This window comes from Streptomyces incarnatus, assembly GCF_001027185.1.
Taxonomy (GTDB): Bacteria; Actinomycetota; Actinomycetes; order Streptomycetales; family Streptomycetaceae; genus Streptomyces; species Streptomyces puniciscabiei.
Map to the genome: position 1 here is coordinate 1,059,469 of NZ_CP011497.1, position 22,028 is coordinate 1,081,496.

22 protein-coding genes and 1 tRNA gene are annotated in these 22,028 nt (G+C 70.4%); 13 read left to right on the forward strand and 10 right to left on the reverse strand.

The window, feature by feature from the left end; translation table 11 throughout:
- Positions 1-140 precede the first annotated feature (140 nt).
- From ABB07_RS04635 to ABB07_RS04645, 3 genes are read left to right on the forward strand one after another with little or no spacing between them, the layout of a single operon-like run.
- On the forward strand, positions 141-1,001 hold the full coding sequence (locus ABB07_RS04635) for an ABC transporter ATP-binding protein (RefSeq protein ID WP_208897496.1): 861 nt from the start codon (positions 141-143) through the stop codon (positions 999-1,001).
- Positions 998-1,876, forward strand: a complete 879-nt coding sequence (locus ABB07_RS04640; RefSeq protein ID WP_208897497.1) for an ABC transporter permease — start codon at positions 998-1,000, stop codon at positions 1,874-1,876. The genes ABB07_RS04635 and ABB07_RS04640 overlap by 4 nt, the downstream gene beginning before the upstream one ends.
- A 54-nt stretch (positions 1,877-1,930) precedes the next feature.
- The gene (locus tag ABB07_RS04645) at positions 1,931-3,016 is read left to right on the forward strand and encodes an ABC transporter substrate-binding protein (protein ID WP_208897498.1); all 1,086 of its coding nucleotides are present in this window, start codon (positions 1,931-1,933) and stop codon (positions 3,014-3,016) included.
- Between the two features lie 77 nt (positions 3,017-3,093).
- On the opposite strand, the gene ABB07_RS04650 is transcribed toward ABB07_RS04645, so the two are convergent.
- Positions 3,094-3,167: transfer RNA gene (locus tag ABB07_RS04650), tRNA-Pro, on the reverse strand.
- Between the two features lie 45 nt (positions 3,168-3,212).
- Positions 3,213-4,640, reverse strand: a complete 1,428-nt coding sequence (locus ABB07_RS04655) for an MFS transporter (RefSeq protein ID WP_208897499.1) — start codon at positions 4,638-4,640, stop codon at positions 3,213-3,215.
- 128 nt (positions 4,641-4,768) lie between these two features.
- On the opposite strand from ABB07_RS04655, the gene ABB07_RS04660 reads away from it, so the two are divergent.
- Complete coding sequence (locus ABB07_RS04660; protein ID WP_208897500.1) at positions 4,769-5,347, forward strand: TetR/AcrR family transcriptional regulator; 579 nt, start codon at positions 4,769-4,771, stop codon at positions 5,345-5,347.
- Positions 5,348-5,369: 22 nt separating this feature from the next.
- Here ABB07_RS04660 and ABB07_RS04665 read toward each other — a convergent pair whose 3' ends face one another.
- Positions 5,370-5,885: a hypothetical protein gene (locus ABB07_RS04665; RefSeq protein ID WP_208897501.1), complete on the reverse strand. Its 516-nt coding sequence runs from the start codon at positions 5,883-5,885 to the stop codon at positions 5,370-5,372.
- Between the two features lie 130 nt (positions 5,886-6,015).
- Here ABB07_RS04665 and ABB07_RS04670 point away from each other — a divergent pair, with 130 nt between their 5' ends.
- A complete protein-coding gene (locus ABB07_RS04670) occupies positions 6,016-6,360 on the forward strand; it encodes a cupin domain-containing protein (protein WP_208897502.1) in 345 nt (114 codons plus the stop codon).
- Between the two features lie 8 nt (positions 6,361-6,368).
- Here the strand turns inward: ABB07_RS04670 and ABB07_RS04675 are convergent, their stop codons facing one another.
- Together ABB07_RS04675 and ABB07_RS04680 are read right to left on the reverse strand one after the other, a co-directional pair.
- Positions 6,369-6,950: a poly-gamma-glutamate hydrolase family protein gene (locus ABB07_RS04675; protein WP_208897503.1), complete on the reverse strand. Its 582-nt coding sequence runs from the start codon at positions 6,948-6,950 to the stop codon at positions 6,369-6,371.
- A gap of 13 nt (positions 6,951-6,963) precedes the next feature.
- Positions 6,964-7,995: a LacI family DNA-binding transcriptional regulator gene (locus ABB07_RS04680; RefSeq protein ID WP_208897504.1), complete on the reverse strand. Its 1,032-nt coding sequence runs from the start codon at positions 7,993-7,995 to the stop codon at positions 6,964-6,966.
- 110 nt (positions 7,996-8,105) lie between these two features.
- Between ABB07_RS04680 and ABB07_RS04685 the strand changes: the two genes are divergently transcribed.
- Genes ABB07_RS04685 through ABB07_RS04695 form a run of 3 tightly spaced genes read left to right on the forward strand, consistent with a single transcriptional unit; the run spans position 8,106 to position 11,139 of the window.
- Positions 8,106-9,272, forward strand: coding sequence for a phytanoyl-CoA dioxygenase family protein (locus ABB07_RS04685; RefSeq protein WP_208897505.1), 1,167 nt, complete (start codon positions 8,106-8,108; stop codon positions 9,270-9,272).
- Between the two features lie 18 nt (positions 9,273-9,290).
- A complete protein-coding gene (locus tag ABB07_RS04690; protein WP_208897506.1) occupies positions 9,291-10,079 on the forward strand; it encodes an SDR family oxidoreductase in 789 nt (262 codons plus the stop codon).
- Positions 10,080-10,134: 55 nt separating this feature from the next.
- The gene (locus ABB07_RS04695) at positions 10,135-11,139 is read left to right on the forward strand and encodes a Gfo/Idh/MocA family protein (protein WP_208897507.1); all 1,005 of its coding nucleotides are present in this window, start codon (positions 10,135-10,137) and stop codon (positions 11,137-11,139) included.
- Positions 11,140-11,204: 65 nt separating this feature from the next.
- Here ABB07_RS04695 and ABB07_RS04700 read toward each other — a convergent pair whose 3' ends face one another.
- The 5 genes from ABB07_RS04700 to ABB07_RS04720 all read right to left on the reverse strand — a co-directional run bounded on the left by ABB07_RS04700 (position 11,205) and on the right by ABB07_RS04720 (position 15,430).
- Positions 11,205-11,393, reverse strand: a complete 189-nt coding sequence (locus ABB07_RS04700; RefSeq protein WP_208897508.1) for a hypothetical protein — start codon at positions 11,391-11,393, stop codon at positions 11,205-11,207.
- Positions 11,394-11,514: 121 nt separating this feature from the next.
- Entirely contained in the window at positions 11,515-12,423 is a 909-nt protein-coding gene (locus ABB07_RS04705) for a sugar phosphate isomerase/epimerase family protein (RefSeq protein WP_208897509.1), read from the reverse strand.
- 2 nt (positions 12,424-12,425) lie between these two features.
- Positions 12,426-13,337: an ATP-binding cassette domain-containing protein gene (locus ABB07_RS04710; protein WP_208897510.1), complete on the reverse strand. Its 912-nt coding sequence runs from the start codon at positions 13,335-13,337 to the stop codon at positions 12,426-12,428.
- Positions 13,338-13,340: 3 nt separating this feature from the next.
- Positions 13,341-14,411: an ABC transporter permease gene (locus ABB07_RS04715; RefSeq protein ID WP_208897511.1), complete on the reverse strand. Its 1,071-nt coding sequence runs from the start codon at positions 14,409-14,411 to the stop codon at positions 13,341-13,343.
- Positions 14,411-15,430 (reverse strand): sugar ABC transporter substrate-binding protein, encoded by a 1,020-nt coding sequence (locus ABB07_RS04720; RefSeq protein WP_208897512.1) that lies wholly within the window; start codon positions 15,428-15,430, stop codon positions 14,411-14,413. Before ABB07_RS04720 ends, ABB07_RS04715 begins: the two co-directional genes overlap by 1 nt.
- A 179-nt stretch (positions 15,431-15,609) precedes the next feature.
- On the opposite strand from ABB07_RS04720, the gene ABB07_RS04725 reads away from it, so the two are divergent.
- The 5 genes from ABB07_RS04725 to ABB07_RS04745 all read left to right on the forward strand — a co-directional run bounded on the left by ABB07_RS04725 (position 15,610) and on the right by ABB07_RS04745 (position 21,952).
- A complete protein-coding gene (locus ABB07_RS04725) occupies positions 15,610-16,401 on the forward strand; it encodes a GntR family transcriptional regulator (protein ID WP_208897513.1) in 792 nt (263 codons plus the stop codon).
- Between the two features lie 311 nt (positions 16,402-16,712).
- Positions 16,713-18,026 carry an ABC transporter substrate-binding protein gene (locus ABB07_RS04730; RefSeq protein WP_208897514.1) on the forward strand — a complete coding sequence of 438 codons (1,314 nt, stop codon included), beginning with the start codon at positions 16,713-16,715 and terminating at the stop codon, positions 18,024-18,026.
- An 8-nt stretch (positions 18,027-18,034) separates the two neighbouring features.
- Positions 18,035-19,015: a carbohydrate ABC transporter permease gene (locus ABB07_RS04735; protein WP_208897515.1), complete on the forward strand. Its 981-nt coding sequence runs from the start codon at positions 18,035-18,037 to the stop codon at positions 19,013-19,015.
- Positions 19,012-19,905 carry a carbohydrate ABC transporter permease gene (locus ABB07_RS04740; protein WP_208897516.1) on the forward strand — a complete coding sequence of 298 codons (894 nt, stop codon included), beginning with the start codon at positions 19,012-19,014 and terminating at the stop codon, positions 19,903-19,905. Before ABB07_RS04735 ends, ABB07_RS04740 begins: the two co-directional genes overlap by 4 nt.
- Positions 19,906-19,939: 34 nt before the next feature.
- On the forward strand, positions 19,940-21,952 hold the full coding sequence (locus tag ABB07_RS04745) for a beta-galactosidase (RefSeq protein ID WP_208897517.1): 2,013 nt from the start codon (positions 19,940-19,942) through the stop codon (positions 21,950-21,952).
- The last annotated feature ends 76 nt before the right edge of the window (positions 21,953-22,028 follow it).

Genomic DNA, 22,028 nt, shown 5'->3' on the forward strand with positions numbered 1-22,028 from the left:
CCCGTATCACTGAGCAGAATGAGCAGAACCCCGGTTAACGCGGGTTTCGCGAGATACCTGGGAAACAGCGACGTAACACCGGGTGGCCTCTAGCGTCTGCCTTCCTCGACCCCACGAGGTGTGGAAGGAGACGGCCTCACATGGCTTCGCGAAACGATGTCGCGAGGAGCCCGATCGCCGGTGCAGCAGAGCGCGAGGACGCGCGCATCGAGATCTCCGGGCTCACCAAGCGATTCCTGACCCCTGCCGGTGAGGTGTTCACGGCGCTGCAAGGCGTGTCGTTCACCGTGGAGCCGGGTCAGTTCTGTGCGGTGGTCGGCCCCACCGGCTGCGGCAAGTCGACCACGCTCGGCATGGTGTCCGGGCTCGACCGGCCCAGCGAGGGCTCGGTCAAGGTCGGCGGCCGCGAGGTGGACGGCATCACCGACGGCGTCAGCTTCATGTTCCAGGCGGACGCGCTGCTGCCCTGGAAGACGGTCCTCGGCAATGTGCTGATGGGCCCGGTCTTCCGCGGCGTGCCCAAGCAGCAGGCGCAGGCCTCGGCGCGGGACTGGCTGCGCCGCGTCGGCCTCTCCGGCTTCGAGGACCGCTACCCGCACCAGCTCTCCGGCGGCATGCGCAAGCGCGTGGCGATGGCCGCGGCGCTGATCAACGAACCCAAGATCCTGATCATGGACGAGCCGTTCGGCGCCCTGGACGTACAGACCAAGGCGATCATGTCCACCGAGCTGCTGGACCTGTGGGAGCAGATCCGGCCCTCCGTCATCTTCATCACGCACGACCTGGACGAGGCCGTGGCGCTCGCCGACCGGGTCGTCGTCATGACGTCCAGCCCGGGGTCGGTCAAGGCCGTCTTCGACATCGACCTGCCCCGGCCGCGCGGCTCGGTCCAGGAGATCCGCTACCAGCCCCGCTTCATCGAGCTCCAGCACCAGATCTGGGACACGCTGCGCGAAGAGGTGGAGCGCGCCTACGCACGCACCGCAGGAGGAAAGGCATGAGCACGACGTCCACCGCTTCCGCCGTCCCGGTCGCCGACGGCGGGCACGCCTCGGCCTCGGCCGCCGCCAAGCGGGCCGCACGACGACGGGTCGCCCTGGTGTGGGCGGGCCGCATCGGCCTCGCGGCCTTCGTGATCGGCGGCTGGCAGGCGTTCACCACCTGGGGGATCGTCGACCCGTTCTTCTTCGGGCAGCCGTCCGGGATCTGGCAGCGGCTGATCGACCTCTTCCAGAACGGCACCGAGTTCGGCTCCTTCTACGCGAACATCTGGACCACCATCCAGGAGGCGCTCATCGGCTTCGCCCTCGGCGCCGGCACCGGAGTCGTCTTCGGCGTCGCGCTGGGCCAGAGCCGCTATCTGTCCGACGTCCTCGGTCCCTACATCAAGATGGTCAACGCCATCCCGCGCATCGTGCTCGGCTCGATCTTCATCGTCGCCTTCGGCATCGGCGTCACCCCGAAGATCCTGCTCGCCGCCGTGCTGGTGTTCTTCATCGTCTTCTTCAACGCCTTCCAGGGCGTCCGCGAGGTGGACCGCAACATCCTCGCCAACGCCCGGGTGCTGGGCGCCTCACAGCTGCAGATCATCCGGCACGTCATCGTGCCGTCCGCGCTCACCTGGATCATCGCCAGCCTGCACAGCGCGTTCGGCTTCGCCATCGTCGGCGCGCTCGTCGGCGAGGTGCTCGGCGCGCAGAGCGGCCTCGGCCTCGTCATCAAGACCGCGCAGAACAACTTCGACCCCAACGGTGTGTTCGCCACGATGCTCGTCATCGCGGTGATCGTGCTCGGCGCGGAGTGGCTGATCGGCAAGCTCGAGCACCGGCTGCTGTCCTGGCGCCCGCCGGCCCCCACCGAGGCCAACAGCCTCTGATCCTCCCCCTTCCCCTCTCCCCTCCTCTCTCCGCCCCAGAACGAAAGAGCCGCCATGTCCAAGAGAATCCTCACCGCGTCCCTCGTCACCGTCCTCGCCCTCGGCGCGGCCACCGCGTGTTCCAGCAGCTCCTCCGGCTCCGGCTCGGGCGGCTCCGGCGGCACCCCGACCGTCAGGATCATGGTCGGCGGCATCGACAAGCAGATCTACCTGCCGTACCAGCTCGCCCAGAACCTCGGCTTCTACAAGAAGTACGGCGTCAACGTCGTGCTGAGCACCGAGCAGGACGGTGGCACCGGCGCCGAGGACGCCATGGCCTCGGGGCAGGTGGACATGGCGGGCGCCTGGTACAACCACACGATCGACTTCCAGGTGAAGGGCAAGGCCGTGGAGGACGTCGTCCAGCTGTCCGGCGCGCCGGGCGAGCGGGAGATGTGCGCCACCAAGAGCGGGGTGCACTCGGCGGCGGACTTCAAGGGCAAGACGCTGGGCGTGACCGACCTGGGCTCGGGCACCGACACGCTCACCCAGTTCCTGGCCGCCAAGAAGGGCATCAAGACCAGCGACTTCCACCGGATCGGGGTCGGCGCGGGCTCCACCGCCATCGCCGCGCTGCAGAACGGCAAGGTGGCCTGTGTCATGACGACGCAGCCGACGGTCGCCGCGATCGAGAAGAAGGGCGTCGGCTACTCGGCGGTCGACGTGGCCACCACCGAGGGTGCCAAGGCCGCGACCGGCGGCGCCTGGCCGGCCGCGGGTGTCATCGCCCGTACCGACTGGGTGAACTCGCACAAGGACGCGGTGCAGAAGGTCGTCGACGCGCTCGTGGCCACCATGCACTGGATCGACAAGCACAGCGCGGCGGACATCGCCGACAAGCTGCCGCAGTCGTTCGTGCAGAACCAGCTGGTCACCAAGGCCGACTACGTCTCGGCCCTGACCCAGGACAAGGGGCAGTTCCTCCCGGACGGCATCATGCCCGCCGGCGGTCCCAAGAACGTCCGGGCCACGGAGGAGCTGGTGGGCCACGCGACCTCGAAGGTGAACCTCGGTACGACGTTCACCAACGACTTCGCCCTCGCGGCCAACAAGAAGGAGGGCTTCACCACCACGACGACCCCGGCGGGGGCGGCCGGCTGAGCCTGCGTCACACCGGAAATGAGCGGTGGCCGTGCCGGATTGACTCCGACACGGCCACCGATCCGCGTTTCCGCACGTCGGGACGACAGGATTTGAACCTGCGACCCCTTGACCCCCAGTCAAGTGCGCTACCAAGCTGCGCCACGTCCCGTTGCGGTCCCACCCGGGGTGTCCCGTGTGATCACGCAGGTCAACCCTACCGCACCTGAGCGGGTGCCCGGGTCGCCCCCGAGGTGGTGGGGGCCGTCGTACGGTCCTGGCGGCGGGCCGGGACGAGGAGGGCGGCGCCGGCCGCGGCCAGGCAGAGGAGGGCGAGCAGGGCCCAGCCGTGGGTGTAGCCGGAGGCGTAGGGCAGGCCGGAGGGCTGCAGGCGGCCGGTGACCAGGACGCTGGTGAGCGCGGCGCCGATGGAGCCGCCGATGGTGCGGATGTTGGCGTTCATGCCGGTCGCGGCGCCGGTCTGCTCGGGCGGGACGCTGCCGACGACGAGGTTGGCCATGGCGGCGAAGGCCAGCCCGATGCCCAGGCCGAACAGTCCGGCCACGACCGCGATCTGCCACTGGGCGTCATGCCAGAGGGTGAGGAATCCGCAGGCCAGCGCGCCCAGTGCGGCGCCCGTGGTGAGGAGCGCCTTGGCGCCGACGCGGGGTTCCAGGCGGCCCGAGAGGACGCCGGAGAGGAACATCGCCAGCAGCATCGGCAGCATGAGCAGGCCGGAGGCGGTGACGCTCGCGCCGAAGCCGTAACCGGCCGCGGACGGGGTCTGGACGAAGCCCGGCAGGAAGGACCAGATCGCGTACATGCCCGCGCCGAAGAGCAGGGCGGCGGCGTTGGTGGTCCGCACCGCGGGCAGCCGCATCACGCGCAGGTCGATGAGCGGGGTGCGGGAGCGGGCCTCGGCCGTGAGCCACAGGGCGAACAGCACGACGGCGGCGGCGAACAGGCCGAGCACCTTCGCCGAGCCCCAGCCCCACCGCCCGGCCTGGCTCAGCGGCAGCAGCAGGGCCACCAGCCACGCGGACAGCAGCGTGGCGCCGTACCAACTGACCTTCCCCTGGGCCCGCGTGGGCGACTCGGGGACGTACGCGACGGCGATCAGGACCGTCGCGGCGACGATCGCCACGGGGATCCAGAAGAGCCAGCGGTAGTCGAGCGCGGAGACGATCGGTCCGGCGGCCACCATGCCGATTCCGCCGCCCGCGGCGATGACCGCGGAGAGGTTGCTGATGCTGCCGCTCACCTCGGCGGGCGCGAACTCGTCGCGGATGATGCCGAAGGACAGCGGGAACAGGGCGCCGCCGACGCCCTGGACGACCCGGGCGACGATGAGGACACCGATGTCCGGGGCGAGCGCGGCGACGAGACAGCCGGCGAGGACGGCGAGCAGGACGCCAACGAGGGTGCGCTTCTTGCCCGCGAGGTCGCCGACCCGGCCGAGGATCGGGGTGAAGACCGAGGCGGACAGCAGATACGCGGTCATCACCCAGGTCGCGGTCGACTGGGAGGCGTGCAGGGCGTGCTGGACGGTCGGCAGGGCCGGCGCGATCAGCGACTGGAGCATGGAGAACACGCCCGCACCGGTCGCGAGGACCGCGAAGGTGAGGCGAGTGGACTTGCGGGGCATGGGAGAGCCTCTCCAAGAGGGAGCGCTGCTAAAGTGGAGGTGCCCCTCCACTCTAGCGGAGGCATGCCTCCGGTTCAACCGAAGCGGATGCATACCTCCGGTTCATCCATTCCCTCCGGGAGGCACCAGTGACGGCCACGCCGTTCCCCGTCGGCGAGATCGTGGCGGCCCGCCGGCCGCACCGCAAGGACGCCGCGCGCAACTTCGACGCGCTGCTCGCCGCCGCCCGGGAGGCGTTCGCGGAGCACGGCTCGGACGCCTCCCTGGAGGACATCGCCCGCCGCGCCGGCGTCGGCATCGGCACGCTGTACCGGAACTTCCCCACCCGCCGGGACCTCTTCGAGAGCGTCTACGCCGACGAGGTCGACGCCCTGTGCCGGGCCGCCGTCGAGGTCGCGGAGCTTGAGCCGTGGGAGGCGCTGACGGCCTGGCTGGACCGGTTCGCCGGCTACATGGTCACCAAGCGCGCGGTGCGCGAGGCGCTGAACGACGAGTCCGAGATCTTCCAGACCTGCCGCGACTCGATGTACGCCGCCGGCGGCCCGCTCCTGGAGCGCGCCCAGCGGGCGGGTGTGGCCCGGCCGGACATGGACTTCGCCGACCTGCTGCGGATGGTCGCCGGCATCACGGCCACGGCGTTCGACGACGACGCCCAGCGCGACCGGGTCCTCGCCATCGCGCTGGACGGCGTGCGCACCGGCCGCTGAACACGCCCTCGGCCGGGCTCACCTACTTGATGAGCGCGTTCGCCACCACCACGATCACGCCGAGCAACGCGTCGCCCATCCCCATGAGGACCGCCGTCGGCCAACTCCGGGACGACCAGCGGGCGGTGATCAGGCCGAGGGTGAAGAGGATCCCGATGTTGAGGGCGAACGCCGGGTACTCGACGCCGTTCGGCGGCCACCAGCCCCAGCCCGCGCCCGCGAGCAGGAAGACCGTCGGCAGCACGGCCGTGACCAGCGGCCACTCGTCCCGCAGCGTGCGCAGCACCTCCCAGCGGCTGTGCGGGGCGCGTTCGGCGATGTAGTGGGCGTAGCCGTGCGCGAGGGCGGAGGCCAGGGCGGTCACCAGGAGCCAGACGGCGTCGTAGCGGCGGCCGGCGGCGGTCGTACGGCCGTACTGGCTGAGCGCCGCCACCATCGAGCTGGCGAGGACGGCGCCGTACACGCCGCCGAACAGGACGGCCTCGCGTGTGCTGTGCCGCCGGGGCGGTGCCGGTCCGGCCGCGGTGGACTCCGCCATGGTCCCCACGATCACCCGTGCCGCGCCCGGCCGCCAGTCCGCGCGGACCGACGAAGTGTCCTCCCACCAGCCCCGACGCCCCACACACTGTCGGCTCCGGTGCTCCCCGGGGCTGGCTAGGCTCGCCCGCATGACGCACAGCTTCGCGCTCCACATCCCCGAGGCCGACCTCGAACCCGAGCCCCTCGAGCCGGAACAGATCGTCTCCGGCCATCCGGAGGTCACCGGGAAGGTGGTCTGGGAGTCCCCGGACGGCCGGCAGATCCGTGGCATCTGGCAGATCACGCCTGGCGTGGTCACCGACACGGAGGCGGACGAACTGTTCGTCGTGATCAGCGGCCGCGCGACGATCGAGGTCGAGGACGGGCCGACGCTGCGCGTGGGCCCGGGCGACATGGCGGTGCTGCGCGCCGGCGACCGTACGACGTGGACCGTGCACGAGACGCTGCGCAAGGCATACGCGATCAACCTGTGAGGACCGGGTCAGACTGAGCTCAGCCCCTTGACTCCGGCGGTCAGCGCATCGGCCACCGCCGCCGGCGGGGTGTTCGCTGCCCCGCTCGTGCGGGCCAGGAGCGGCAGTTCCACCTGGACTCCGCCGCGGCGGGTCAGGTTGACCGGGTTCCTGGGGTGCACGCCGCGCAGGGCCGCCGGGATGGCCCTCAGGTCGGTAACGGCCGGGAACTGCGGGATCCCGGCGGCGAGCGCCTCGGCGAGGACGTGGGCCGCGTCCCGGTTGCCGCCGCCCAGGAAGACGGTGTGCGGTGCCTCGGGGCGCAGGTGGCCGTGCAGCGAGACCGTGAGGGCGACCCGCTCCAGGAACTCCCGCAGGAGTGCGCAATGGTCGACCGCCATGCGCGGGGACGGGATGTGCACGGGCCGCCGTGCCCCCGGCTGGGTGAAGACGAGGCTGGTGGCGCCGCAGCGGTGCGCGACGGTCCGGGCCAGTTCGGCGGTGCCGCCCTCGTTGCTGCCGTGCAGGGCCAGCAGACCGATCCCGTTGCCCGGTACGAGGGTCGCGACCAGCGGTGTGCCTTCGATCTCCACCTCCTCGGTGCGTGTCACGGCCGCGTCCTCCTCACTCGGCCGTCTGGGCCGGCATGTTGTACGGCGTCACGACCTGGATCGCCGAGGGCAGCAGCGGTCCGGCGGGGGGCAGGGCGCCGTGGAAGCGCATCACCGCGTGGCAGGCCTCCCGAAGATCGTGCCGCAGATCGTGGTGGAGCACGGCGGAGAGCCGGTGCTCGCGCAGCAGCCGGGTGTTGTCGTGGTCGAGGTCGTGGGCGATGAACACCGCGCACGCGCGGCCGAGGTCGGCGAAGGCGCGCAGGGTGGCGTCGTTGCCGCCGCCGATGGAGTAGACGGCCCGGATCTCCGGGTCCCGTTCCAGGGCGGCGCGGACCAGGTCGTACTGGGTGGCGTCCAGGCCCTGCCCCTCGGCGATCTCCACCAGGGTGCGCTCCGGATGCCGGGCCCGCATCACGCTCCGGAACCCCATCTCGCGCTCCTCCTCGTTGCGGAAGAATCCGCTGCTCAGGCTGGTCAGGACATGGCCGGGCCGGTCGCCGAGCCACTGGCCCGTCAGATAGGCGGCGGTGGCACCGGCGGCCCGGTTGTCGCTGCCGACGTAGCCGATCCGGCCGCTGGCGGGCAGGTCGGTGACCAGGGTGACGACCGGGATGCCGGCCGCGGTGAGCCGGCCCACGGCGGCGGTGACCTCGGGGACGTCCGGCGCCTTGAGGATCACGCCCTGCGAGCCGCGCCGGGCGATCCGGTCCAGCGTCCTGACCTGCTCGTCGGCCGGGCCGGTCTCCCGGAAGTGGAAGCGCGAGCGGACCACGGCCGGGTGCAGGGACGGCAGTTCGGCCTCCAGGGCGGCGCGTACGGCGGTGCTGAACCGCTCCGGCGCCTGCACCACGATGTCGACCATGAACGTCCGGCCGACCAGCCGGACCTGGGTGCGCTGCCGGTCGAGGTCGGCGATGGCCCGGTGCACCTCCCGCGCGGTGCTCTCGCGCACCCCTCCCCTGCCGTTGAGCACACGGTCCACCGTGGCCTCGCTCAGACCCGCCTGACGTGCGATCTCCCGGATCGGGAACGGGTGCCCCATGGGCCTGCTCCTTGAGGGGTTTTTGATGGCTGGCTGCTGGTTGTTCGAGGGGTTTGTCCTGACAAGAATGACAGGGCCGCGCCGCTCCTGTGACCGAAAGAGGGACACCGATGTCCGTCGCCGCCGTACCCGGCCGTGCCTGGCTGTCCGAGCAGGACTGCGATCTGGCCGCCTTCCGCGCCCTGACCGAGCGGACGACCCGCCTCGCGGACCACCCGCACGCCGCCTCGGTGGCGGAGAACGTCCTGGTGTACGAGGGTGAGCGGCTTCGGCAGGCCGGTGACCGGCGGGCGTTGGCGGCGGAACTGGTCCGCGCCCTGTCCGACGGCCCCGGGATCGTGGTCGTTCGTGGGGCGTTCCCCGACCCGGACGTCGTCGACCGGGTCACGGCCGTGTTCGAGGCGCTGATCGCCGAGCAGCGGGCCTCCGGGGCCGGCGCCGGCGACCACTTCGCCAAGCCGGGCGCCAACGACCGGGTGTGGAACGCGCTGGAGAAGACGGCCCTCTACGACCCGGAGGCGTTCGCCGACTACTACGCGAACGACGTCCTGGCCCTGGTCTGCGCGGCCTGGCTGGATCCCGGATACCAGGTGACCTCGCAGGTCAACGTGGTCAACCCCGGCGGCGCGGGGCAGACCGCGCACCGGGACTACCACCTCGGCTTCCTGAGCGACGCGGCCGCGGCCGCCTACCCGGCCCATGTGCACCGGCTCTCCCCGGTGCTCACCCTCCAGGGCGCGGTCGCCCACTGCGACATGCCGGTGGAATCGGGCCCGACGCTCTGTCTGCCGTACTCGCAGCTGTACGAGCCGGGCTATCTGGCCTGGCGGCTGCCCGAGTTCCAGGCGTACTTCGAGGCGCACCGGGTACAGCTCCCGCTCGCCAAGGGCGACGCGGCCTTCTTCAATCCGGCGCTCTTCCACGCCGCCGGCACCAACCGCACGGCGGACGTACGGCGCACGGCCAATCTGCTCCAGGTGTCCTCCGCCTTCGGACGCGCGATGGAGACGGTGGACCGTGAGGCGGTGGCGAACGCGGTGTTCCCGGTGCTGCTGCGGCGGGCGGCCGAGGGCGCCGGCGAGGCGTGGCTGGAGAACGTGATCGCGGCGAGCGCGGAGGGCTATCCCTTCCCGACCAACCTGGACAGCGATCCGCCGGTCGACGGTCTGGCCCCGCCGGCGCAGGCGGACCTGGTACGGCGCGCGGTGCGCGAGAGGTGGACCCCGGAGCGGCTCCGTGCGGAGCTGCGCGCCGGTGCGGAACGGCGAGAGAGCTGAGGAAGGGCGGGGCAGGCCATGGGACTTCCCGACGGGCTTCTGCGGGAGAAGATCGTGCTGGTCAACGGCGGCAGTCAGGGGGTCGGTGCGGCGATCGCGCGGGCCGCCGCCCGGGAGGGCGCCGTCGTGGCGGTCACCGGGCGCCGTACGGAGCCGGGTGAGGCGCTGGCCACCGAGCTGGCGTCGGCGGGCGGCGAGGCGATGTTCGTGCGCGCCGATCTGGCGGACGCCGAGCAGGCGAAGGCGGCGGTCGCCGAGGCGGTGGACGCCCACGGCCGCATCGACTGCCTGGTGAACTCGGCGGGGCTCACCTCGCGGGGCACGCTGCTGGACACGACCCCGGAGCTGTTCGACGCGCACATCGCGATCAACCTCAAGGGGCCGTTCTTCGCGATGCAGGCGGCGGTCGCCGACATGGTGGCCCGCAAGGCGCCCGGCACGATCGTCAACATCATCACCTCGTCCGCGCACGGCGGTCAGCCGTTCCTGGCACCGTACGTCGCCGCCAAGGCAGGCCTTGCCGGCCTGACCCGCAACGCGGCGCACGCCCACCGCTGGGACCGGATCCGGATCAACGGCCTGAACATCGGCTGGACCGCGACGGAGGGCGAGGACGCCACCCAGCGCGCCTTCCACGGCGCCGGCGACGACTGGCGCGAGCAGGCCGCGGCGCGGCTGCCGATGGGCAAGCTCGGCCAACCGGACGAGATCGCCGACTTCGTGGTCTTCCTGCTGTCCGACCGGTCGGGGGTCGTCACGGGGTCGGTGATCGACTGGGACCAGAACGTCCTCGGCGGCCTCGACTGACACTTCCCTCCCTTCCGCTCGACCCCACATGAAACCCGCAAGGAGCCTCACTCTCATGCGCATCGGAATCCTCGGCCTCGGCCGCATCGGCGCCTTCCACGCCGAGACCCTCTCCGGACTGGACGCCGTCGAGTCACTCGTCGTCACCGACCCGTTCGCGGACGCGGCCAAGGCCGCCGCCGAGCGGTTCGGGGCCGAGGTCGTGGACTCGCCGGAGGCACTGCTGGCCGCCGGCGTGGACGGCATCGTGGTCGCGGCCGCGACCGACGCCCACCCCGCCCTGATCCTGGCCGGCGTCGAGGCCGGGGTCCCGGTCTTCTGCGAGAAGCCCGTCGCGAAGACCATGAACGAGGGCGTCGAGGTGCTGAAGGCCGTGCGCGGCAGCGACGTGCCGATCCAGATCGGCTACAACCGCCGCTTCGACGCGGGCTTCGCCGCCGCGCGGGCCGCCGTGCGGGCGGGCGAGCTGGGCAAACTGCACACGGTCCGCTCCACGACCCTGGACCCGGCGCCGCCGCCGGCCGCGTACGTCGCCGCCTCCGGGGGCATCTTCCGCGACTGTTCCGTGCACGACTTCGACATCATCCGCTGGGTGACGGGCCGCGAGGTCACCGAGGTGTACGCGGTCGGCGGCAACCGGGGCGCCGACTACATCAGGGCGGCCGGCGACGCCGACACCACCGGCGCGATCCTCACCCTGGACGACGGCACCATCGCGGTGGTCTCCAACTCCCGCCACAACGCCCGGGGTTACGACGTCCGCATGGAGCTCCACGGCTTCGCCGACTCCCTCGCCGTCGGCCTGGACGACAAGCTCCCGCTGCGCTCGGTCGAACCCGGGGTGACCTTCCCGTCGGGCACCCCGCACGACTTCTTCATGGACCGCTTCAGCGACGCCTACCGCGCCGAACTCACCGTGTTCACCGAGGTCGTGGCCGGCACCCGCCCCTCCCCCTGCACCGTGGAGGACGCCCTGGAGGCGGGCTGGATCGCCGAGGCCTGCACCCTGTCGCTCCGGGAGCACCGGCCGGTGACGATCGCGGAGGTCCGGCGGGCGTGAACCGCCGGGGATGAACCGGGAGTGCGCGGCGCCGGACATCTGCCCGGCGCCGCGCCTTTGGGTACTCAGCCGCAGTACCGGATCAGCCACTCGTCGGGGTTGTAGGTGTCCCGCGCCGGGTCCGGTGGGGTCGCCGGCCTGGTCTCCACCGTGTCCTGCGGCCGTATCCGCTCCGGCAGCGTGCCGAAGCGGGTGCGGCGTGCCGCCTCGGCGGTGTCCTCGGGTGTCTTCGGCACGTCCGTGCGGTGTGTCATCGCGTCCTCCCGTCTGCGCGGGCGTCCCCCGTCATCCTCACAACGCCCGCGTGCCCCCAACTGGTTCCCGGCCGTTTCCCGGCCGAATCCGTTGGGGGCACGTAGGAACGCCCGCGGCCGCTCAGGCCCCGCAGGACCGCAGGAACCGCCGCGTGCGCACGGCGATCGGCAGGGGCTTGTCCGGCTCGCACGGATACATGTCCTGCTCGACGATGGCGAACAGCTCCACGCCCAGCCCCTGCGCGGCCTGGAGGACGGGCCCCAGCTCGGGGACGCCGGACGGCGGTTCGCACATCACCCCGCGCTGCACCGCCGGCCCGAACGGCACCCCGCCCGCGAGCACCCCGGCGAGCACGTCCGGGTCGACCTGCTTGAGGTGCAGATAGCCGATGCGCTCGCCGTAGGTCTCGATGAGCTTGACGCTGTCCCCGCCGCAGTAGGCATAGTGCCCGGTGTCCAGGCAGAGGTTGACCAGCTCGGAGTCGGTCGAGTCCAGGAAGCGTTCGACGTGGTCCTCGGTGTCGATGTGGGTGTCGGCGTGCGGGTGGACCACGATGTCCAGGCCGTACGTCTCCCTGACCTCGTGGCCGAGCCGCTCCATGCCCTTGGTCAGGTGCGCCCACTGCTCGGCGGTCAGCTCCGGCGGCTCCAGGATCCCTGCGGTCCTGTCGTCCCGCCAGAAGGACGGGATGACCACCAGGTGCCGCGCGCCCATCGCCCGGGTGAGCGCGGCGACCTGGCTGACGTGCGCCCAGGTCTCCGCCCAGACGGACGGGCCGCGGTGCATGCCGGTGAAGACCGTGCCCGCCGACACCCGCAGGTTCCGCCGGGCCACCTCGTCCTTCAGGCGCGCGGGGTCGGTGGGGAGGTAGCCGTAGGGGCCGAGTTCGATCCACTCGTAGCCGGCCTCGGACACTTCGTCCAGGAAGCGTGCCCAGGGCACCTGCCGCGGGTCGTCGGGGAACCAGACGCCCCAGGAGTCGGGGGCCGAGCCGACCCGGATCCGGTCCAGCGGGGTGGGGGTGGCCATGGTCAGGTGGTTCCTTCCGGCGAGGACGCGACGGGCGCGGTGAGGTCCTCCTCCTCGGGAAGTTCGTCGGTGTCGACGCCGCGTACCTGGGCCAGTTCGTGTTTGAGGGCGGCGAGTTCGGCGCCGCCGGCCATGTGGTTGGTCAGCTCCTCCAGGCTGACCTCGGCGCGGGAGGCGGACAGCTCCAGGGTGCCCAGGCGCAGGACGCTGAAGTGGTCGCCGACCATGTAGGCGTGGTGAGGGTTGTGGGTGATGAAGATGACGCCGAGGCCGCGGTCGCGGGCGGCGGCGATGTACTTCAGCACCACACCGGACTGCTTCACGCCCAGGGCGGCGGTGGGCTCGTCCAGGATGAGGACGCGGGCGCCGAAGTAGACGGCGCGGGCGATGGCCACGCACTGCCGCTGACCGCCGGAGAGGGTGCCGATGGGTTGTTCCAGGTCGTCCAGGACGATGCCCATGTTGCGCAGTTCCTCGTCGGCGGTCCTCTTCATCGCCGCGATGTCCAGGCGGCGGACCGGCCAGGGGCCGCGGGTCATCTCCGAGCCGAGGAAGAAGTTCCGCCACACCGGCATCAGCGGGACGGTGGCGAGGTCCTGGTAGACCGCCGCGATGCCCTTGTCGAGGGCCTCGCGGGGGCTGGAGAAGCGCACCGGGGCGTTGTCCACGAGGAACTCGCCCTCGGTGTGCTGGTGCAGACCCGAGATGATCTTGATGAGGGTGGACTTGCCGGCGCCGTTGTCGCCCAGCACACAGGTGACCTGGCCCGCGTGCACCTTCAGGTCGACGCCGTGCAGCGCGCGGATGTTGCCGTAGGACTTGCCCGCCCCGCGCAGCTCGACCAGCAGCCCGTCCTGCTGGGGCGCGGCGTCCTGGACGATCGCGCCGTGGGTTCCGGATGTGTTGTCGGTCATCGGTTACCTCCGGGTCGCCGTGCGCTGGACCCACAGATTGATCAGGACGGCGCCGAGCAGCATCACGCCCAGGAAGGCCTTGAACCAGTCGGGGTTCCAGCCGGCGTAGACGATGCCCTGGTTGACCATGCCGAACATGAACGCCCCGAAGACCGGGCCGATCGCCGAGCCGGCGCCGCCGGTGAGCAGGCAGCCGCCGATGACGGCCGCGGCGATGTAGATCAGCTCCTGGCCGACGCCCTCGCCGGACTGCACGGTGTTGAAGGAGAACAGGTTGTGCATGCCGATGAACCAGGCGCCGAAGCCGACCAGCATGAACAGCGAGATCTTGGTGAAGGTGACCGGGACACCGACGGCGCGGGCGCTGTCCTTGTTGCCGCCGACGGCGAAGACCCAGTTGCCGTACTTGGTGCGCAGCAGCACCCAGGTGGCCAGCGCGGCGAAGACCAGCCACCACACCACCGTGATCTTCACCTGGACCCCGGCCACGTCGAAGGAGGAGGCGAAGACCTTCCTGGCCTGGCCGAAGCCGTCCATGTCGCTGATGTCGTCGGTGGCGACGTTGCCGGTGACCCACTTGGTCACGGCCAGGTTCACGCCCTGCAGGATCAGGAAGGTGCCCAGGGTGATCAGGAAGCTGGGCAGCCCGGTCCTGACCACCATCCAGCCGTTGAAGAACCCGATCGCCAGCGACACGACCAGGGCGACGATCACGCCGGTCCACACGTTCATGGTCAGCTGGTAGCTGAGCATGCTCGCGGTCAGTGCCGAGGAGATCACCGCGACGCCGGCGGACAGGTCGAACTCGCCGCCGATCATCAGCAGGGCGACCGGCAGGGCCATGATGCCGATGGTCGAGGACTGGTAGAGGATCGTGGCCATCGAGCTGCCCTGGCGGACCGAGGGAGCGACGGCGAGGAAGAAGACCAGTACGGCGGCGGCGCCGAGGAAGACGCCCACCTCGGGGCGGGCCAGCAGCCGCAGCGCCAGGGGGCGGCGTGCGGTGCGGCCGTCGCTCTGCCTGGGGCCTGGCGGGGTGGTCACCGCCGGCTCGGCCTGCTGGGCCATGCTCATCACCGGGTCCCCTTCGCGGCGAACTCGGCGACCTTGTCGACGTTGGACTTGTCGACGAAGGCCGGGCCGGTCAGCACCGGCTGGACCCCGCCGCCGCTGTAGTTGCCGTTGTTCTTGTAGAGCCACAGCGCGTCGACCGCCAGGTAGCCCTGCAGGTAGGGCTGCTGGTCGACGGCGAACTCGATCGAGCCGTTCTGGACGGCCTTCACCAGGTCTTTGTTCAGGTCGAAGGTGGCCACCTCGGCCTTGCTGCCCGCGTCGGACACCGACTGCACCGCGGTGAGCGCGAACGGGGCGCCGAGGGTGACGACGGTGTCGATGGAGGAGTCCTGCTTCAGCTTGGCCGTGATGGTCGACTTCACGGACGGCATGTCGGTGCCGTTCACATACAGCGTCTCAGTGGTGCCCTTGAACGTCTTCTGCACGCCGTCGCAGCGCTGGGTGAGGCCCACGTTGCCCTGCTCCTGGATCACACAGACGACCTTCTTGGCGCCGGTGGTGTTCAGCTTGTCGCCGAACGCCTCGCCCGCCACGCTCTCGTCCTGCCCGAAGAACTCCAGCATGCCGAGCTTCTTCCAGTCGCTCAGTCCCGAGTTCAGGCCGACCACGGGTATGCCGGACTGCTCCGCCTTGCCGACGACGCCCTTCATCGCGTCCGGCTTGGCCAGGGTGACCGCGATGCCGTCGACCTTCTGGTCGATCGCGTTCTGCACCAGGTTGGCCTGGTTGCCGGCGTTGGGGTCGGCAGAGTAGACGAGCTTGACGTTGTCCTTGGCGGCGGCGGCCTCGGCACCCTTGCGGACGGTGTCCCAGAAGGTGTCACCGGGCGCCTGGTGCGTGACCAGGGCGACGGTCATGCGCGGGGTGTCGGCCTTGCCCGCCGAGGCGTTCTGCGCCGCCTCCTCGGCCTTCTTGCCGCCGTGGCTGCTGGCGCAGCCGGCGAGGGTCAGGGCCGCCGCGGCGGCGGCCGCCACCACCGGGGCCAGTCTGCGGGAGCGGGAGGGAGAAGAGCGGTCCATCTTTCCTGCACCTCACTGTGCGTGCGACGGGGGGAAGGGACGCTGTTGCGTTGGGACGGGATCCAAACCCCTGGGGAGCCCGCTGTCAATACTTTGTTAAGACATCATTTCAGAAGCAGGTTCGAATGTAAGTACAAACCATTGACACTGCCGGCTTCCGGGACCTACACCTGAGAGGCATGAGCCCAGTACACCGCACCCCGCAGCGAACGGCACCGGGTGATCGCGCGATCGACTCCCTCGGCTTCGCCCTGGACCGCACGAGCCCGGTGCCGCTGTACTACCAGCTCGCCCAGCAGCTCGAAGCAGCCATCGAACACGGCACGCTGGCCCCGGGCAACCTGCTGGGCAACGAGGTCGACCTCTCCGTACGCCTCGGACTGTCCCGGCCCACCGTGCGCCAGGCGATCCAGTCGCTGGTCGACAAGGGCCTGCTGGTGCGCCGTCGCGGGGTGGGCACGCAGGTCGTGCACAGCAGGGTCAGACGGCCGCTGGAGCTCAGCAGCCTCTACGACGACCTGGAGTCGGCCGGCCAGGAGCCCACCACCCGGGTCCTGCGCAACGAGCGGGTCCCGGCGAGCGCGGAGGTGGCCGCCGCCCTCGGGATCGCGGAGGGCGCCGAGGTCGTCGTACTGGAGCGGCTGCGCGGCACCCACGACCGGCCGGTGGCCTTCCTGTGCAACTACCTGCCGGCCGCACTCCTCGAACTCCCCACGGCACAGCTGGAGTCCACGGGTCTGTACCGCATGATGCGGTCCGCCGGGATCGTGCTGCACAGCGCCCGCCAGTCCATCGGCGCCCGCAGCGCGACGGCCGAGGAAGGCCGTCTGCTGGACGAGAAGGCGGGGGCGGCCCTGCTCACCATGCGGCGCACCGCGTACGACGTCACGGGCCGGCCGGTGGAGTACGGCAGCCATGTGTACCGGGCCTCGCGGTACACCTTCGACTTCCAGTTGCTGGTCCGCGCCTGAAACCGCCGTCCCGGGACCCGAACCGCTGGTCAGCACCCGAAGCGGAACCACCCGTGTTCACACAGCCCCCGCGGCCGCCCGTGCCGCGGGGGCCGTCGGCTCTGCGCCCGGGGTGAACACGCAGGTGACCGTGACGATTACGTTTCGGGCAAGAGACAGCGCAGAGAGGGCCGACCTATTGACTCATGAGCGGACATGGGGCTGTTATTACGCCCACGATGTTCGGTCGAGTTGGTTTCTGATCGGTTTCGAAGACCTTTCGGTGATCGACTCATCCCCTTGACCGAGCCCTGCATTCCTCAGGAGCCGCCATGCGCCTCTCCCCCTCCGGTCTCTCCGTCCCGGGACCCAGCCGTCGTTCCGTCCTGCGCGGTGCGGGCAGCGCCGCCCTGCTCGCCGGCGCCGGCATACCCCTGCTGTCCGCCTGCGGAGGCAGCGGTTCCGCCTCGGACCCGAAGACCGTCACCCTCGGCTCCAACGCCTCGGACGCCGTGCCGAAGAAAGCATTCGCCGAGATCTACGCCGCCTTCACCAAGCAGTCCGGGATCAAGGTCGACGTCAACACGAAGGACCACAACACCTTCCAGGAGCAGATCAACTCCTACCTCCAGGGCACGCCGGACGACGTGTTCACCTGGTTCGCCGGGTACCGCATGCAGTTCTTCGCGGCGAAGAACCTGGCCTCGCCGATCGACGACGTTTGGGCGAAGATCGGGGACAACTTCCCCGACGCGATGAAGCAGCTCAGCAAGGGCGAGGACGGCAAGTACTACTTCGTGCCCCTGTACACGTACCCCTGGGCCCTGTTCTACCGCAAGAGCGTCTTCCAGCAGCACGGCTACAAGGTCCCCACCACCTGGGACGAACTCGTCGCGCTGTGCAAGCAGATGAAGAAGGACGGCCTGATCCCGATCGCCTTCGGCGACAAGGACGCCTGGCCGGCGATGGGCACCTTCGACCAGATCAACTTCCGCCTGAACGGCTACGACTTCCACAAGTCCCTGATGGCGGGCAAGGAGTCGTGGACCGACCCGAAGGTGAAGGCCGTCTTCGACCACTGGGCGGAGATCCTCCCCTACCACCAGGACGGCTTCATGGGCCGCACCTGGCAGGACGCCGCGCAGAGCCTGGTGTCCAAGAAGGCCGGCATGTACCTCCTGGGCTCGTTCGTGGGCCAGCAGTTCACCAACAAGGCCGACCTGGACGACCTCGACTTCTTCGCCTTCCCGGTCCTCAACTCCGCGTACGGCCAGGACACGGTCGAGGCGCCGACCGACGGCTTCATGGTGAGCAAGTCCCCGAAGAACCACGACGGCGTCGTCAAGCTCATGGAGTTCCTCGGCACCCCCGAGGCCGAGGCGACCTACCTCAAGGCCGACAACAGCGTGGTGGCCGCCTCCAGCAAGGCCGACACCTCCTCGTACACGGCGCTGCAGAAGAAGGCGTACGCGATGATCAGCGGCGCCAAGAGCCTCACGCAGTTCATGGACCGCGACTCCCGCCCCGACTTCACCTCCACGGTGATGCAGCCGGGCCTGCAGAAGTTCCTGCAGAACCCCAAGGGCGTGGACAGCCTGCTGTCGTCCATCGAGCGCCAGAAGAAGACGATCTTCGCGTCCCAGTGAGCGGCCCGATGACGACCGATACGACCACGAAGACCCCGGAGGCGGCCGTGGTGCCGTCTCCGGGCGCCTCGCCTGTGAAGAAGCGGGCCGCGCAGGGCCACGGGCGCCTGCTGACCCGCCGTGACCGGTTCACGCTCGCCCTGATGGCGGGCGTACCGACGATCCTGCACGTGCTCCTGGTGTGGGTCACGGCCATCGCCTCGATCTTCCTCGCCTTCACCACCTGGGACGGCATCGGGTTCGACTCGATCAAGTGGGTGGGCCTGGACAACTTCAAGCAACTCTTCAACGACAACCCGCAGTTCTGGCCGGCCGTCGAGCACAACATCATCTGGTTCGTCGTGCTCATCCTGATCCCGACCCCGCTCGGGCTCTTCCTCGCCGTCCAGCTGGACAAGAAGATCCGCTTCAGCCGGGTCTACCAGACCGCCTTCTTCCTGCCCGTCGTCATCTCGATGGCCTGCATCGGATTCGTCTGGCAGCTGGTCTACAACCCGGACACCGGCCTGATCAACAGCATCATCGGGGCCAACAAGCCGGGCCACTACATCGACTGGATCGGCGACCCGCACCTCAACCTGTGGGCGGTGCTCATCGCCGCGTCCTGGCGGCACACCGGCTACATGATGATCCTGTACCTGGCGGGCCTGAAGAGCGTGGACCCCTCGCTCAGGGAGGCCTCCGCCCTGGACGGCGCCAACGAGTGGCAGACGTTCAAGAGCGTCATCTTCCCGACCCTGCGCCCGACCAACACGGTCGTGCTGGTCGTCACCATCATCGAGGCGCTGCGCGCCTTCGACCTGGTCTTCGTCTTCAACAAGGGCGCCCAGGGCACCGAGTTGCTGTCGATCCTGGTCACCAACAACATCATCGGCGAGTCCAGCCGCATCGGTTACGGCTCCGCCATCGCCGTCGTCCTGCTGGTGATCTCCCTCGCGGTGATCATCCCCTATCTGATCGCCACCTTCCGGAAGGAGCGGCGCGCATGAGCAGCACCACCGTCGCGGCGCCGCTGAGGCGGCGCGCCCCGATCCGCCCGGCCCGTGTCCTGCTGCACGTCTTCCTCGCGGGGACGGCGCTGGCGTGGCTGGCGCCGCTGCTGTGGGCGATCTTCTCGGCCCTGCGGCCGTACAGCGAGACCAGCAGCAAGGGATACGTCTCCTGGCCGAGCAAGCTGACGTTCGAGAACTTCACGAACGCCTTCAAACAGTCGGACATGCTGCACTACTTCGGCAACACGCTGATCATCGCGATCCCGGCGGTGCTGCTGACGCTGTTCCTGTCCTCCTGCGTGGCGTTCTACGTCGCCCGGTTCGACTTCCGCCTGAACCTCGCCCTCCTGCTGGTCTTCACGGCCGGCAACCTGCTCCCGCAGCAGGTCATCATCACCCCGCTGTACCGGCTGTACCTGCTGACGAACCTGCCGGGGATCACGGCCAGCGGCAAGCTGTACGACTCCGCGCTCGGCCTGGTCCTCATCCATGTGGCGTTCCAGTCCGGGTTCTGCGCGTTCGTGCTGAGCAACTACATGCGCTCGCTGCCGCACGAGCTGACCGAGGCCGCACTGGTCGACGGCGCCTCGGTGTGGCGGCTGTACTGGCAGATCACCCTGCCGCTGTGCAAGCCGGCGATGGCGGCCCTGGCGACGTTGCTGTCCATCTGGATCTACAACGACTTCTTCTGGGCGCTGGTGCTGATCTCCACCGGCCAGAACATGCCGATCACCTCGGCGCTGAACAACCTCTCCGGCCAGTACTTCACCGACCCCAATCTGGTCGCCGCCGGCTCCCTGCTGACCGCGATCCCGACCCTGATCGTCTACTTCGCGCTGCAGCGCCAGTTCGTCAGCGGCCTGACCCTGGGCTCCAACAAGGGCTGAGCCGCGTTTCGTGGAAGAGAACGAAGAGAGCACTGTGAAACCCACCCTGGCCCTCCCCGGCCTCGCCTACGGCGGCGACTACAACCCCGAGCAGTGGCCCGAGGAGGTGTGGGCCGAGGACATGCGCCTGATGCGCGAGGCCGGGGTGAACCTGGTCAGCGTCGGCATCTTCTCCTGGGCGCTGCTGGAGCCGTCCGAGGGCGTGTACGACTTCGCGCACCTGGACAAGGTCCTCGATCTGCTGCACGCGAACGGCATAGCCGCCGACCTGGCCACGCCCACGGCGGCGCCTCCGGCGTGGTTCTTCCGCGCCCACCCGGAGGCGCTGCCGGTCGACCGCGACGGCCGCACCCTGTCCTACGGCAGCCGGCAGACCTTCTGCCCGTCCTCCCCCGCCTACCGCGAGGCCGCGCTGCGCATCGCGGGCGCGCTCGCCGAGCGGTACGCGGACCACCCCTCGGTGCGCATGTGGCACGTGCACAACGAGTACGGCTGCCACAACGCCGCCTGCTACTGCGACACCAGCGCGGCCGCGTTCCGCCGCTGGCTGCGGGCCCGCTACGGCGACGACCTGGCTGCCCTCAACCACGCCTGGGGCACGCGGTTCTGGAGCCAGTGGTACGGCGACTGGGAGGAGATCCTGCCGCCGCGCGCCACCGGCGCCGTACCCAACCCCACCCATCGGCTGGACTGGCGCCGGTTCTGCTCCGACGAGCTGCTGGCGCTGTGCACGGCGGAACGGGACGTGCTGCGCGCCGCCGCCCCCTCGATCCCGGCCACCACCAACTTCATGGTGATGTCCAACTTCGACGCGCTCGACTACTGGCGCTGGGCGCCCCAGCTGGACATCGTCTCCAACGACCACTACCTGATGTCCACCGACCCGGAGTCGGAGATCGACATCGCGCTCAGCGGGGACCTGACCCGCTCCCTCGCGGGCGGACCGTGGCTGCTGATGGAGCACTCCACCGGCGCGGTGAACTGGCAGCCCGTCAACCGTGCGAAGAAGCCTGGTGAGTTGCGCCGCAACGCGCTCGCGCACGTGGCACGCGGCGCGGACGGCATCGCGTACTTCCAGTGGCGGCAGTCGAGGGCGGGTGCCGAGCAGTGGCACTCGGCGATGGTGCCGCACGCGGGCACCGACAGCCGGATCTGGCGCGACGTGGTGCGACTGGGCGCGGACCTGCGGGCGCTGGCGGAGATCCGGGGCGCCGGGTCCCCCGCCGACGTGGCGGTCGTCTGGGACTGGGACGCCCGCTGGGCCCTGGAACTCCCCTCGCAGCCCAGCGGCGAGCTGCGCTACGCGGACCTGGTCCGGGCCTGGTACGAGCCGCTGTGGCGGTCGGGTGTGGCCGTGGACTTCGTACGGCCCCGGGCGGACCTGTCCGCCTACCGCCTGGTGCTGGCCCCGAGCCTGTACCTCGTCGACGACGAGGGCGCGGCGAACCTGTCGGCGTTCGCCGAGCGCGGCGGCACGCTCGCCGTGGGGTTCCACAGCGGGACCGTGGACGACAACTGCCATGTGCGGCTGGGTGGTTACCCGGGCGCGTTCCGCGAGGTGCTCGGCGTGCGCTCGGACGAACCGTTCCCGCTGCTGCCCGGCGGGCGGGTCGCGCTCTCCGGCGCGGTGCCGGACGGGGCGGCGGGCACGCTGTGGTCGGAGCGACTGCGCCTGGAGGGTGCCGAGGCGGTCGCCTCGTACGCCGACGGCCCCCTGTCCGGCGTCCCCGCGGTGACCCGCCGCCCGCACGGCTCCGGCGCCGCCTGGTACCTGGCCACCCTGCCGGACCCGGCCACCCTGGCCGCCCTGCTGGACCGCGTCCGCGCCGAGGCGGGCGTGGAGCCGGTGCGCACGGCCCCGCCCGGCGTGGAGGTGGTCCGGCGACGCGGCCCGCAGGCGGACTACCTGTTCGTCATCGACCACTCCGGCCAGGGCGCCGAACTCCCCGTGGCGCCGGGCTCGTCGGAACTACTGACCGGCAAGGAGACGGCAGGCACGGTCACGGTCGCGCCGGGCGAGGTCGCCGTCGTACGCGAACCGCGGTGACGTTCACCGGATTTCCGCTTCGGTGAGCGGTTCCGCAAGGTGGTCGGCGAAGGCGACGAGCCGATCGACCCGCGCC